The 13,812-nt window shown below is 33.1% G+C and carries 16 protein-coding genes; 11 read left to right on the forward strand and 5 right to left on the reverse strand.

What is annotated here, in order from left to right; all coding sequences use genetic code 11:
• Positions 1-125 precede the first annotated feature (125 nt).
• Positions 126-1,178 (forward strand): NAD(P)-dependent alcohol dehydrogenase, encoded by a 1,053-nt coding sequence (locus tag AC6CH4_RS05735; RefSeq protein ID WP_498100987.1) that lies wholly within the window; start codon positions 126-128, stop codon positions 1,176-1,178.
• 143 nt (positions 1,179-1,321) lie between these two features.
• On the opposite strand, the gene AC6CH4_RS05740 is transcribed toward AC6CH4_RS05735, so the two are convergent.
• On the reverse strand, positions 1,322-1,909 hold the full coding sequence (locus AC6CH4_RS05740; protein ID WP_498100989.1) for a DUF4142 domain-containing protein: 588 nt from the start codon (positions 1,907-1,909) through the stop codon (positions 1,322-1,324).
• Between the two features lie 545 nt (positions 1,910-2,454).
• Between AC6CH4_RS05740 and AC6CH4_RS05745 the strand changes: the two genes are divergently transcribed.
• From AC6CH4_RS05745 to AC6CH4_RS05760, 4 genes are all read left to right on the forward strand, one after another.
• Entirely contained in the window at positions 2,455-2,685 is a 231-nt protein-coding gene (locus tag AC6CH4_RS05745; RefSeq protein ID WP_498100991.1) for a Rho termination factor, read from the forward strand.
• A 142-nt stretch (positions 2,686-2,827) separates the two neighbouring features.
• The gene (locus AC6CH4_RS05750; RefSeq protein WP_498100993.1) at positions 2,828-3,919 is read left to right on the forward strand and encodes a DNA topoisomerase IB; all 1,092 of its coding nucleotides are present in this window, start codon (positions 2,828-2,830) and stop codon (positions 3,917-3,919) included.
• Between the two features lie 109 nt (positions 3,920-4,028).
• On the forward strand, positions 4,029-4,190 hold the full coding sequence (locus AC6CH4_RS05755) for a DUF1328 domain-containing protein (protein WP_194655776.1): 162 nt from the start codon (positions 4,029-4,031) through the stop codon (positions 4,188-4,190).
• Positions 4,191-4,285: 95 nt separating this feature from the next.
• Positions 4,286-4,930, forward strand: a complete 645-nt coding sequence (locus AC6CH4_RS05760; RefSeq protein ID WP_498100995.1) for a DUF5661 family protein — start codon at positions 4,286-4,288, stop codon at positions 4,928-4,930.
• A 74-nt stretch (positions 4,931-5,004) separates the two neighbouring features.
• On the opposite strand, the gene AC6CH4_RS05765 is transcribed toward AC6CH4_RS05760, so the two are convergent.
• On the reverse strand, positions 5,005-5,517 hold the full coding sequence (locus AC6CH4_RS05765; protein ID WP_498100997.1) for a hypothetical protein: 513 nt from the start codon (positions 5,515-5,517) through the stop codon (positions 5,005-5,007).
• Between the two features lie 192 nt (positions 5,518-5,709).
• Between AC6CH4_RS05765 and AC6CH4_RS05770 the strand changes: the two genes are divergently transcribed.
• The 3 genes from AC6CH4_RS05770 (at position 5,710) to AC6CH4_RS05780 (ending at position 7,817) form a co-directional block, all read left to right on the forward strand.
• Entirely contained in the window at positions 5,710-6,312 is a 603-nt protein-coding gene (locus tag AC6CH4_RS05770) for a YciE/YciF ferroxidase family protein (protein WP_498100999.1), read from the forward strand.
• A 72-nt stretch (positions 6,313-6,384) separates the two neighbouring features.
• Positions 6,385-7,116, forward strand: coding sequence for a DNA-formamidopyrimidine glycosylase family protein (locus AC6CH4_RS05775; protein ID WP_498101001.1), 732 nt, complete (start codon positions 6,385-6,387; stop codon positions 7,114-7,116).
• A complete protein-coding gene (locus AC6CH4_RS05780) occupies positions 7,113-7,817 on the forward strand; it encodes a DUF72 domain-containing protein (protein ID WP_498101003.1) in 705 nt (234 codons plus the stop codon). Before AC6CH4_RS05775 ends, AC6CH4_RS05780 begins: the two co-directional genes overlap by 4 nt.
• 111 nt (positions 7,818-7,928) lie before the next feature.
• Here AC6CH4_RS05780 and AC6CH4_RS05785 read toward each other — a convergent pair whose 3' ends face one another.
• Positions 7,929-8,432, reverse strand: coding sequence for a pyridoxamine 5'-phosphate oxidase family protein (locus tag AC6CH4_RS05785; RefSeq protein ID WP_498101005.1), 504 nt, complete (start codon positions 8,430-8,432; stop codon positions 7,929-7,931).
• A gap of 254 nt (positions 8,433-8,686) precedes the next feature.
• On the opposite strand from AC6CH4_RS05785, the gene AC6CH4_RS05790 reads away from it, so the two are divergent.
• Positions 8,687-9,115 carry a response regulator gene (locus AC6CH4_RS05790; protein ID WP_498101007.1) on the forward strand — a complete coding sequence of 143 codons (429 nt, stop codon included), beginning with the start codon at positions 8,687-8,689 and terminating at the stop codon, positions 9,113-9,115.
• 67 nt (positions 9,116-9,182) lie between these two features.
• Here the strand turns inward: AC6CH4_RS05790 and AC6CH4_RS05795 are convergent, their stop codons facing one another.
• Positions 9,183-11,603 (reverse strand): PAS domain-containing sensor histidine kinase, encoded by a 2,421-nt coding sequence (locus tag AC6CH4_RS05795; protein WP_498101009.1) that lies wholly within the window; start codon positions 11,601-11,603, stop codon positions 9,183-9,185.
• Between the two features lie 220 nt (positions 11,604-11,823).
• Between AC6CH4_RS05795 and AC6CH4_RS05800 the strand changes: the two genes are divergently transcribed.
• Both AC6CH4_RS05800 and AC6CH4_RS05805 read left to right on the forward strand, forming a co-directional pair.
• On the forward strand, positions 11,824-12,162 hold the full coding sequence (locus AC6CH4_RS05800; protein ID WP_498101011.1) for a hypothetical protein: 339 nt from the start codon (positions 11,824-11,826) through the stop codon (positions 12,160-12,162).
• A gap of 334 nt (positions 12,163-12,496) precedes the next feature.
• Entirely contained in the window at positions 12,497-13,318 is an 822-nt protein-coding gene (locus tag AC6CH4_RS05805) for a hypothetical protein (protein WP_498101013.1), read from the forward strand.
• Positions 13,319-13,475: 157 nt separating this feature from the next.
• Here AC6CH4_RS05805 and AC6CH4_RS05810 read toward each other — a convergent pair whose 3' ends face one another.
• Entirely contained in the window at positions 13,476-13,739 is a 264-nt protein-coding gene (locus AC6CH4_RS05810) for a SemiSWEET family sugar transporter (RefSeq protein ID WP_498101015.1), read from the reverse strand.
• Positions 13,740-13,812 lie beyond the last annotated feature (73 nt).

Here is a 13,812-nt window from a genome sequence, read left to right on the forward strand (position 1 = left end):
CGTGGAACGAGGGATCGCACTAGATATTCCGTTCCTATAAGTTGTCAATCTTTGTGACTTCGTGTCTTTGTGGCAGATGCCAAGCAACCTGAAACCTGAAACAAATAAAACCTGAAACAAATATCATGGAAACAAAAAACGTAAAAGCCTTTGGTACAGAAGCTGCTGAGGCACCATTAAAAACATTAGACATCAAACGCAGAGCCGTACAGGCACATGACGTAGAAATAGAAATTTTGTATTGTGGAATCTGCCATTCCGACTTACATTCAGCGAGAAATGAGTGGCATGGGACTATTTATCCAATTGTTCCTGGCCATGAAATTGTGGGCAGAGTGGTAAAAGTGGGCGATCATGTAAAGAATTTTACAGTAGGTCAATTGGCTGGAGTTGGGTGTATGGTTGATTCTTGCAGAGAATGTGAACAATGTAAAGAAGGTTTGGAACAATTTTGTGATGCCGGAAATATATTAACGTTCAATTCACCAGACGCTCATTTAGGCGGACAAACTTTTGGAGGTTACTCTCAAAGTATTGTGGTTGATGAAAACTATGTATTGCACATTTCAGATAAATTAGACCTTGCAGGAGTTGCTCCTTTGTTATGCGCAGGAATCACAACGTATTCTCCACTGAAACACTGGAAAGTTGGTCCCGGTCAAAAAGTTGGAATTGTCGGAATAGGTGGTTTAGGTCATATGGGAATCAAATTGGCAAAAGCAATGGGGGCTCATGTAGTGGTTTTCACTACATCATTATCTAAAACCGAAGATGCAAAACGTTTGGGTGCTGATGAAGTTGTTTTATCAACAGATCCCGAACAAATGGCGAAACATGCTAAAACATTACACTTTATTTTAGATTGTGTATCAGCAGAGCATAATATAGATTCGTATTTAAATTTACTTAAAGTAGATGGAAATTTAGTATTAGTTGGCGCTCCAATGGAACCACTTCCTGTAACCTCATTCAGCCTTATTTTAGGAAGAAGAAGTTTTGCCGGATCTGCCATCGGTGGAATCGCAGAAACTCAGGAAATGCTTGACTTCTGTGCAGAACATAATATTACTGCTGATATTGAAATAATCGGCGTAAACGAAGTAAATGACGCTTACGAAAGATTATTAAAAGGAGATATTAAATATCGTTTTGTGATTGATATGGCTTCTTTAAAGTAGCTAAGTATCTAAGATTCTAAGTGACTAAGAAAAAAACTTAGAACCTTAGTATCTCAGAATCTTAGCAACTCAAAAAGAAAACCCCTTAAGCAATTCAACTCTTAAGGGGTTTTTAAAATAAATAATAACCAATTAAATTTATTTTACTTTTTGTCTAAATTTTGTTTTAGCAATTTGGCGTGTTCTAAATGCGCGGTCAATCCGGCAATATTATTAGAAGCCCATGTTCTTACGTCTGCATCTTTTGCATCCTTAGACGCTTCTTCAAGTTTTTTGATTGCTTTTTCGTGACCGTCAATCATCATGTCAGCGAATTTTTTATCAAAATCAGCACCTGATTTTTCGTTTAGTTTTTTGTATTCTTCCTGGCCGTCTTCAGTAAGAGAAGTTGGTAAAGTAAAGTTTTTTGCCTGAGCCAAGGCGCTTACTTCAGAAGCGGCTTTAGTGTGATCGTCAACTAACATTTTTCCAAATTTTTTAACTTCAGGATTAGTTCCTTTAGTTTGTGCCAGTTTTCCGATTTCGATTTCAGCTAAATTAACTTCAGCCTGATCCACTAAAAATTCAGAATCATCTTCTTTACTATCTATAGAGTCAAATTTAGCCTCGTTTGCATCTTCAGCTACTTCTTTTGGATCTTCTTGTTTGGTTTCGTTTTTACAAGAATTTAGAAATATAATAATAAGTCCTGCTCCTAATATTACTTTTCCGGCTAATAGTATCTTTTTCATGATTTTATAGTTTTAATGTTATGTGGTAAAATTATTGAGATGGTATGAAGAATATCTTACAGCATTATTAAATAATGTTACAGGATTCAAAGATGAGGTTTTTCAGAAATTTATATCAATTGCGGTTTTCCGTAAGGAAGTATGATAATTAAATGATAATATTTGAAAAACAGAATTTTAACTTAAATAAAATCGAAAAAATGATTAATGTTATTTTATGGCTGATATTAACTATAGTTAGTATATTGGGGAATCTTTAGAGGATGTTTTTTGAGATCAAATCTTATAAAAATCTAGAATTTAATGCCGATATAATTAATGAAAAGACTTGTAATCTGGAAATTGATTTATATTTTCAAAAATATAACTGACACTTTTTATATTTAAAACTAAAATCCCAATTCCTTTAAGAATTGGGATTTTTTTATGCTTAAGCTTTAAAGTTAATTATGAAAATTATTAAAAGAATTATATAACAGGTTGAAACTATTTTATTTTGAAATTTGGTATACCAAACATTCAATTTTAAACCTAAATTTCAAATCATGCATGCAAGTACTAAAAGCGACTATCACGGACTTTTGAAGGAAGGATATAGCAAAGGAAAATCAGCAGAAGTTTCTAATACAAGAGATTCTGATGCAAAGGGTGAAAAAACAAAACCATACGAAGAATGGACTAAAGAAGAATTGTATCAGGAAGCTATAAAAGCGGGTATTCCGGGACGTTCTTACATGAGTAAAAAAAATTTGATTCACTCTTTGAAGAAAAATTAAAGAAGAAAAATTAAAAAAATGTCACAGATTCCACAGATTTTCATGAATTATGAAAATGAAAATGTTGTTGAAAAATCTTTTAAATCTGTGCAATCTGTGGCAAAAACATCCGCTTGACGGAAACTAAAAAAATCTAATAAACATGAATACAACAGCAACAGCCAAAGCTGAAAAATTAGTGAAACAATTAATTAAAACGCCGCATTTGGTGCTGGAAAAATTAGATTTAGTATATATAAACAATCAGCAATTGACTATTGAAAGATGTCAATGTGAAAAAGGTTTCATGTATAAAAAAAATGGGCGTTGCATTAAGCAAAAAAGTGAATTGAAACGTATTAATAGTTTGGTATTACCGCCAGCGTGGCAAAATGTACAGATTTCAGATTTGCCAAATGCACATTTACAGGCCGTTGGTTTAGACGATAGAAACAGAAAACAATACAGATATCATCCGAAGTGGAATTTAATCAGAAATCAGACTAAATTCTATAAAATAGCAGAATTTGGATCAAAGTTACCCATTATAAGAAAACAAGTTGATAAGGATTTAGAAGGAAAAGAATGGGGAAGAGAGAAAGTAGTGGCTTTAGTGATTCGGTTAATGGAGGAAACCCATATTAGAATTGGGAATGAAAAATACGCCAAAGACAATAAATCGTACGGACTTTCTACTTTGCGTAAACGCCATATTAACATTGATAAAAATTCACTCCGATTTGAATTTGTCGGAAAAAAGGGAATTCAACATACTATTACAACTAAAAATAAACAACTTATAAAATTAGTAAGTCGCTGTGAGGAAATTCCGGGTTGGGAAGTTTTCAAATATTATGATAAAAACGGCGAAAAAACGGTTTTAGACAGTCATATGGTAAATGAATATTTGCATACAATTTCTGGTGAATATTTTAGTGCAAAAGACTTTAGAACCTGGGCAGCTTCGATTATATTTTTTGAAACTTTAATGGAAATGGGAACCACATCTGAAGAAAAAGAAATAAAAAAGAATATACTGGAAGCCTATGATATCACAGCAGAAGCATTAGGAAATACCAGAAATGTTTGCAAGAATTATTACGTTCATCCTTTGCTGGTTTCAACTTATGAAGATGGCTCCATTCAGCACTATTTTGACAGGGTGAAAAAGAGCCGCAGCAATCAGAAATACTTTTCGAGAACCGAAATTGCTTTTTCTGAGTTAATACAAAATTATCAGCTCAATTTATTGTAAATCAGTAGTTATAGAGCTATAAATATAATGTTTAGAGTTAATGTTTATCTTTTAAAAACATGAAATTTGAGTAACAAACAAAAATCATATTAATTTAAAAATCAAGCTTATGTTACGTTGGACTGTCATTTTTATTATTCTGGCCATAGTGGCAGGAATATTCGGTTTTGGTGGAATCGCCGCCGGAGCAGCAAGTATAGCTAAAGTATTATTCTTTATATTCATAGTATTATTTCTTTTATCGCTTATTGGTGGCCGAAGAAGTATTTAGTCTATATCGCTCAGTAAATTAAAAACGAACTTTAAAACGGCACATATATTTCGGTAAATGTGTCGTTTCTATTTTAAAAATAAAAAATAAACAATATGGGAACTCAAAGCGGTGCTTATCAGGATGTTTATATCAAACGAGACGACGAAATGGTAAGTTTAAAAAATGATGTAACAGATTTTTGTGAAAAATATATAAAACCTGTTCATCCTGAAAATTGGGATTGGTCAGTTCGTGATTTTGAAAATCCCGAAAATGACCCAACAATTGATGAGGCGAGAGCAATAGGGAATGTGGTTTATAAGGATTTGAAAAGTAAAGAAACAGATGTTGATCTCTCGACAATGAATAATGTAAAAGCAATTGAAGCCTATTTGAATCCGGATAGTAAACATGAGGAATTTAATATGGAAGAATTCGCCTTTGCCTTAAAAGTTGAACTGGAACACGGAAGAATAAAGGATGTAAATGTAACCAACAATCATCCGTTTTTAACCGCTATGATTGCATTGGCGCATATGACAGAGAGTTTGACGTATTACAAAAGATTAAAAGTGATGGAGGCCGAAGGTGAAATTTATGAAATCATGCGTAAAATTGAAACTTCAGACGTAGGTAAAGAAGAATGGTACAAAGAATTAGGTAAAGCCGAACAAGAATTGAATGAAGCGAGAGCAGGGCTTGCACAACGCCTGGAAAAAATGGATGATATTCCTGCTTTAGAGAAAATTGGAGATTAATTGTAGTATTTTAAAAAGATAAAAAAAAACCGTTAAGTAAATTAACGGTTTTCTTGTTTTTAGCTTTTCTGACTTTAGAATTTTCTCGGATCATTTGCCGGATAATCTTCTTCAGAATCTTCTTCTTCAATTTCCTCCTCATCAAATTCATCTTCGTCTTCATCATCATCTTCATCAATATCTTCCAGATCGTCAATTTCATTGAAGTCGCCGTCTTCGCGTTCACGAATATCCGAAGGATTATCCAGTTCATCAACGGCGGGATCAAGATCAGCATCTACTGCATCGTCATATAAATCATCACTATTATGAATTAGATCTTTTTTAGAGTGAAAATCATCGTCAAGATTCTCAATATCTTCCTTTTCATAAGACATTTCATCCGGATTAATCCCATTTGGATTATGACCATTTCTAACGGTGTAGCCACGTTCTGCAATCGTAGCGTTATCGTCGTCAGTTTCTTTCATGTCGTCGATATCATACAGTTCTTCGTTCATCAGTCTGTTTTTATCGGCAGTATTTAGATTTTGGTTTCGTGGGTCTCTATTACTGGTTGTACTGTTTTTTTGTTCTGTAGTATTCATAATATAAAGTTTTTATAGTATTAGTATTTTACAAATCTAACCCCGAACCTATAGGATTTTCTTACAACATTTTTAAATGTAATTGTATAATTAACAGGTGTTTAGAATGAAATTTAATCAAATAATGATATAACTACATGAAGATATGTGTAGAGTAATTTTAAAAAATATTAACCCATATAAATTATTATTATGAAAACTGCAACGAATAAAAAAGAAACAACTGCAAAAACAACTGCAAAATCTACTTCAACTACAAAAACTGCGACTAAAGCAGGAGTTACAAAACCAAAGTCTGATGCTGCATCAGGACTAACCGAATTATTTGAAGATGGATTAAAAGACATTTACTGGGCTGAGAAAGCTTTGACAAAAGCACTTTCAAAAATGGCTAAAAATGCAACATCAAAAGAACTTATTGATGCCTTAAACAATCATTTGACAGAAACAGAAGGTCAAATAAGCCGTTTAGAGCAGGTTTTTGAACTTGCCGGACAAAAAGCCACAGCAAAAAAATGTGATGCAATGGCGGGCTTAATTGAAGAAGGAAACGGAATTCTGGAAGAAACTGAAATTGGCGTTGTTCGCGATGCCGGAATAATTGCCGCCTGCCAGAAAATTGAGCATTATGAAATTGCTACTTATGGTACCTTAAGACAATTTGCAGAAACATTAGGAATGTCAGAAGCTGCCTCTTTATTAGAGCAAACGCTTGAAGAAGAAAAAGGGGCTGACAAAGCATTGACAATTGTTGCTGTAAACGCCGTAAACTTTGAAGCTGCAGAAGCAAATTAAGTTTTTTGAAAATACAATATAAAAGTGCAGTTCTTAAACTGCACTTTTTAATTATAATTTAAAAGCCATATTATGCCCGAAGGTCCATCTATAGTGATACTAAAAGAAGAAGTGCAACAATTTACAGGAAAAAAAATCATCGAAGTTTCCGGAAATAGTGCTATTGATATTCAGCGCCTTAAAGACAAAACTATATTGGAGTTTAAAACCTGGGGAAAACATTTTTTAATTTGTTTTGAAGGATTTACCGTCAAGATTCACATGCTGATGTTTGGAACGTATCGGGTCAATGAGCGAAAGGAAACAACACCAAGATTGAGTCTGATTTTTTCTGATGGAGAAATCAATTTTTATACCTGTTCGATAAAAATTCTGGAAGGTGATATTAATGAGTATTATGATTGGAGCGAAGATGTAATGAACGACGATTGGGATCCAAAAAAAGCAAAACAAAGTCTGGAGAAAATCCCAAATGAAATGATTTGTGATGCGATGTTAGATCAGAACATATTTGCCGGAGTAGGGAATATCATTAAAAATGAAGTTTTGTACCGATGCCACATTCATCCGGAATCTTTGGTGGGTAAAATTCCGTTTGATTATCTTAATGAGATTATTTCAGAATGTTCTATTTATAGTTTCGAATTTCTTTATTGGAAGAAAAAATATGAATTAAAAAAGCACTGGGAAGCTCATACAAAAAAAGTCTGTTTGCGTTGTAATTTACCACTGATAAAAAAATATACCGGTCACAGAAAAAGACGAAGTTTTTTCTGTACTAATTGTCAAAACCTGCACACATGAAAAATGAAATTCAAATAGGATGCTCCAGCTTTAATAACCGATTTTGGAAAGGCATTTTCTATCCGGAAAACTTGCCTGCTTCAAAATGGTTTGACTTTTATTGCCAGCACTTTGATACATATGAGTTTAACGGAAGTTTTTATAGATTTCCAACAGTAAAAGTATTCGAAAACTGGTATAATAAAGCACCGGAAAATTTTACATTTTCAGTCAAAGCACACAAAGAAATTACGCACATTAAAAAGTTTATTAATTGTGAAGATTTGATTTCTGAATTCTACCAAATTTGCAAATTGGGTTTTAAAGATAAACTAGGAGCGGTTTTATTTCAATTTCCACCAAGTTATAAGTTTAGCCCCGAAAATCTGCAGTTAATTATCCAAAACCTGAATCCGGAATTCAAAAACGTGATTGAGTTTCGACATGAAAGCTGGTGGATTCCAGAAGTTTGGAATGCTTTTTTAGCAAATAATATTACGTTTTGCAGCGTTAGTCATCCGCAATTGCCCAAAACTATTTTCACTAATTTCCCTTTGGTATTTGTTAGATTTCATGGCGTTCCCAAAATGTTTTATTCGAGTTATGATACTGAGGAATTACTTCAGATCAAAAAAGAAATAGCTTTAAAACCAGGATTTGTGTATTTTAATAATACTGCAAGTGATGCTGGCATTTTGAATGCTTTGGAGTTTAAGGGATAAGCTTAACCGCAAAGTTCGCAAAGGGTTTACGCAAAGGACACAAAGAAAAATACTAAAATCTTTGCGAACGTTGCGTAAACCCTTTGCGAACTTTGCTGTTTAAATAATAAATTATTCCAACGTTAAATTACCCTCAATTCCGTCATCCATAGTTTTACCGGTTACAAGGGCAGCTGCCATTTTTGCAATAGCAACCATTGAACCGTTTTTGTTATTCCAATAATAACCATCTTCAGGAACGACTTTAATAACACTTAAATTTGGATCATCTTCGCCGCCTGGCATCCAGACTTTAACAATCGGATTCCATAATTCTTTTATTGTTTCGCGATCGTAAGAGATAGTCGCAGTTCCGTGTAAGGTCAGAAATTTATCATGCGGTTCAGAAAAGAAAATCTCAACTTGTGGATTAAGGCTGATTTCTGCATTTTGGCTACTGTTTCTATCTGATAAAAACCAAAGCTGACCCAAATCATCAATTTTTTGCACAGACATTGGTCGCGATTGTAATCTGTATTCATTGTAGGTACAAAACATACATGTTTTTATGTTTTCTGCAAGATCTTTTATTTTATCTACAGCAAATTCGTTCGTAAGGTCTTTATGATCTCCCATGACATTTATTTTTTAATTAATAATTTTTTAAATAGTTGTAAGTGTCTTATTTACTATGAGTTATGTTGTTTTTTGTAAAGACTAAGTTTATTAAAGTAAAATTGCTTTTTATATATTATTTTGGGTTATATAATTTACTTTATTACTTATGAGATTACAACCACTAATTTTAATGCGAGGATTTGTAAACAAAGTTATAAATCTATAAATTTGACCTATCTTTGATCAAACTTAAATAGTTTCACTTTAATACCATGACAAATTTGACGATATTTTACACGGATGATGATGAAGACGATTTGAGCATTTTTGCAGATGCTGTAGAGTCATTACCAGAAAAAATACAACTAAAAACTTATAATGGAGGAGATAAATTGCTTGTAGCAATTTATAATCCGCCACCTACACCACACGTCGTTTTTTTAGACCTGAATATGCCTGGTAAAAATGGTTTTGATGTTTTGACAGAAATAAGAAAATCGGAGAAAAAGGATATTCCTGTTATTATTTTTTCAACTTCTAATGAACCTGGTATTATAGAAAAATGCCGTTTGTTAGGAGCGAATTTATTTATAACTAAGCCTGTTTTAATGAAAGATATTGTAAAATCTATCGAACATGCATTAGGAATTAATTGGAAAGAATTTGTTCCGGACACTAAAAATTTTGTGTACAAATCTTAAAACATTAAAAGAATTATAGCAAAATAAAAAACACATAAGTACTAACGCTTATGTGTTTTTTATTTTGCTATAATTCAGGTAAATAAATTTCGAACGTGGCGCCTTTGCCTTTTTCACTGTGTGCTGTAATAACACCTTTATGATTTTCAACAATTTTTTTCACAATTGCTAAACCAATTCCGGTACCAGAAAATTCACTTTCAGTATTTAATCTCTGGAAAACTTCAAAGATTCTCTCTTTATATTCATCAGCAAAACCAATTCCGTTATCAGAAATAGTCAAATGATAATACATTTTTTCTGGGTAAGTAACCGGAATTCCAATCTCTTTTCCTTTGATTCTATTGGCTTTAACTTCAATATAGGGCGTTTCTTCTTTTTTAGAAAATTTCAGGGAATTTCCAATAAGATTGTGGAGTAATTGTCTAAACTGAAAAGGAATAACAGTTGCTTCTCCTAAAGGATCAAAAGCGATTACTCCATTTGTTTCCTCAATACGTTCAGAGAAATCGCTTTGTATTTCTTCTGCAATTTCGTCCAGATTTGTCTTTACATATACCCTGTCGGCAGAATTGGTTCTGGAGTAAGCGAGGAGATCTTGTATCAAAGTTTGCATTCTTTTAGACGAAACTTCAATTCTGTTTAAATAAGTTTTGGCTTTCGCCGAAATATTTTCATCGTCCAAATCGGCTAAACGACTGGCAAAAGTTTGAATTTTTCGTAGTGGTTCCTGCAGGTCATGACTCGAAATATAGGCAAAAGACTGCAGCTCGATATTCATGTTTATTAAATCTTTATTTTTAAGTTCGAGTTGTGCAGTTCGTTCATAAACCTCTTTTTCGAGTTTGTCGGTAAAGTTTTTCTGTTCGTGAATATCAGTGCTGGTTCCAACCCACATCTGTATATTGCCTTCTTCGTCTTTTTGAGCGATAGCACGGCTTAATTGCCATCTGTATTCGCCATCATAACGACGGAAACGATGTTCCAGCAAAAAGTCGTTTCCGGTTTTTATCGATTCCATCCATTTGTTTATGTTTAGCTCACGATCATCAGGATGTACAATCTGCAACCAGCCGTCTTTATCAATTTCTTTTTCAGATAAACCAGAAAAAGTATAGACCGATTTATTGAAATAATTTAGATTTCCCATTCCATCACCAGTCCAGATAAATTGAGGCATAGAATCGGCAAGAAGTCTGAATTTCTCCTCGCTTTTCATTAATACCTGCTGGCTGTTTTTTTCATCGGTAATATCCATAATTGTACCAATCATTTGTACTGGTTCGGCATTATCATCAAAAAATAGTTTACCGTGCGCTTTAATCCAGGCAGTAGTATTATCAGGCTTTATAATTCGGGCTTCATATTTATAAATACTGGTTTTGAGCGCGACCTTGTAGGCTTTTTCTAAAATTGAAATATCATCGGGATGAATTTGATGTAATATATCCGGTCGGGTTAACTTTTTGTTTTTTTTATGGCCAAAAAGAGTTGGCAAATTTTCAGAATAAATTAATTCCTGAGTAGGGACATTTAACTCCCAGGTCACAATTTGGGCAATTTCAGCAGCTAATCGGGCTCTTTGTTCCGCATCTTCAAGTTTCTTGCGGGCATCAACCTGTGCTGTTACATCATTAGCGACAGCTACAATCCCGGAAATCGTTCCGTCCGGTTCTTTTAAAGCTTCATAAACAAAATTGATATATACGTCTTCGATTTGCCCTTCACGAGGCAATTTTACAAGTCGTTCATGCGCTTCAAATTTTTCACCCGTTTGGTATACATTTTCAAGAATAGTTTCTAAACCCTGGCCTTGTGCTTCCGGAAGCGCTTCAAAAATAGGTTTATTTTGTACTTCATCATTTTTTCTTCCCCATAATTCGAGCATAAGATCATTGGCAATTTCAACAACAAATTTTGGTCCTCTAAAAATGCACATGGCACTCGGCGTTTGTAAAATGTTATTAAGATAACGCGTATTGCTTTCTTCGAGCTTTTTAAACATTTTTACTTTGTCTGTTGTTTCATTACAAATAACTAAGACTCCGTCAATCTTTCCTGAATCATTATTTACGGGACTATAACTGAAAGTCCAGTAAACATCTTCCATTTTTCCGTTGCGATATATGGGTAGAAATTGGTCTTCATGCCAAGTTGCTTCGCCTTCAGTAAGCACCTGATCGATTAAGGGTTTAATAAAATCCCAGATCTCAGGCCAGAAATCGGCTCCTTTTTCTCCTAAAATAAAAGGATGCTTTCCTTCCTTTCCAAGACTTGGACGATAAGCATCATTATAAAAGCAAATATGTTCCGGTCCCCAAAATAAAAACATGGGAAATTTGGAGTTTAAAAGAATTCCTAAAGTAGTACGTAAGCTTTGTGGCCACGATTTAACCGGACCTACAGCAGTTTTACTCCAGTCTTTGGCACGTGTTAGGGCACCCATTTCACCACCTCTGGCCAGAAAATCCTGATTTACCTTGGTCATTCAAATTTTGGTTTTTATTATAAGGAATAAATCGTTTTTTTTAATAAAACTTCTAAAATCATTTTTAGAGAATTTAAATTTAGTAAAATAATTATTGATTTGATTTCGGCTTTTTTAATTGAGGTAAGATTTAAATCTATTGAGTTAATTTTATTTGGGATCAATGATGAAATTTGATGAAACAAGGATTTACAAAACAATCTCGCTTAAAACTTAAGTCATGAAAAAAGAACAAAAACACGAAACCGATTATATTAAGAAATATCAGGAAGAAGGTTACACTGCAAATTTTTTGTTTGAAAACGGCTGCCTGTTAGACTCAGAAACAAAATACGCTTACAAACCAGAAGAAATTTTTATAGTTGCCCACCATCGCTACGAAGGTATGAGCGATCCTGACGATATGTCTATTTTATATGTAATAGAAACCGGTGATCAAAAAAAAGGAACTCATTTAATAGGATACGGTCCAACGGCGGATTTAGAAGAAGCGGAATTCTTTAAGGACATTCCCGAGGAAAATTATTCTGTTAATGCAGATATCCATAAACTTACGTAAGATAATTTAAGTAGGTATTTTTATTTTGCTGAGAAGCAGCTGTTTTCGGATTTTTCTGAAGACAGCTGTTTTTTTTTTGAGGTTCTGAGGAACTAAGGTTCTAAGGTTAGGAAAATTAGATTTACTGTATTTTATTTATAAAAAAACCTTAGAACCTTAGTTCCTTAGTTCCTCAGAACCTTCCTCCTAATAATTATGAAAATTCTCTCCAAAATTGTGTAATAATTTGATTTGCAATATGTACGAACTTTGAAATATCAAAATAACAAAGTAAAAACCAATAATAGGTTTGTAGTACATTATACTAAACCACTTTTATTTAAACCAGACCAACATGAAAAAACTATACTTAAATACTGGAGGATTCAATGCTATTTTTAATGACCTTAAAGAAAGTCTTGATGGTGAGTTATCAGTAAGCAACAATGAATACACATTAAATATAAAATCAAAATGGGCGAGAGGCACCATCAAAGCGGTACGTTTTGAAAAAGAAATGTCATACCTGAATTTTGATCTTGTATTTAATCATGATGTGACTTTAAGTATAGAATCACTTCAAACAGCTCCTGTATTTTTTGCTTATTGCGAAAAAGGAACCTTGACACATAGTTTTGGTGCAAATGGAACGCAAAGAAAAATTAAAAAGAATCAGACAGCGGTTTTAAATAATACATCTGTTATAAATAGTGTGTTGTTTTTTGAAAGCCATAAACCTATTCAGTTTTCATTAGTTGGAATGCCGACAATAGCTTCTGTTGAAGGAGATAAAATCGAAATGGTTTCTCAGCTTAAAAAAAGGTTTACTACAGATTCCGGACAGTTTTTATATATCGGAACTAAAAATCAAAAAATTGCTGAAAAATTACAAGAACTAAATAATATACCTCAAAAAGGAATTGTTAGAAGCTTACTTCAAAAAAGTCTGTTAAACAATATTTTAGAGATGGAGATAGCCCAACATAGTTACAATTACATGAATACTTTTGAGCCAATAGTGAATTTGGCTAACAGACAAATTAATGAAATCAGAAGAATTTCGAATATTAATTTTGCTGATGTAATCAGTGCTGCAAGCCGAAACTATCTGCCGCGTATTTTCAAAGAAAAATATCACTTTTCATTTAAACCATACAATCAAAAATTAGCTAGCTAATAAGCATCACATATTCTTAACTTACTAGTATGAAAAAACAGCTTTTATAACAAGCTGTTTTTTTTATTTAAAGGTACTAAGCTGCTAAGGTTCTGAGGCACTAAGATTTTTCACCATAAGTTTAATACCTTAGCATCTCAGAACCTTAGTACCTTTTTCAAGATTCCTTTTCATAATAAATAATAAAATAAACCATAAGCAGGTTCAGACAAAAAGAAACACTGTTGGTAATTATTATAGGAAGATCATTTTTGAGAATGCCATAAATAATCCATACCAAAATTCCGAAAGTCAGGATGCTAAAAGTCTTCAACGAAATCGCTTTAACTTTTTTAGTTTTCCAAACTTTCAAGATCTGAGGAATCACGGATATTGTAACACAAGTCCCTGCAAATAATCCGATAATATCTATATAGTTCATTTTTTTAAGTTGCTAAGGTTCTGAGATGCTAAGATTCTAAGTTTTTAGTCTCAGTCTCAAAGTGAAGAAACCT

Source organism: Flavobacterium sp. GQ95, assembly GCF_059758655.1.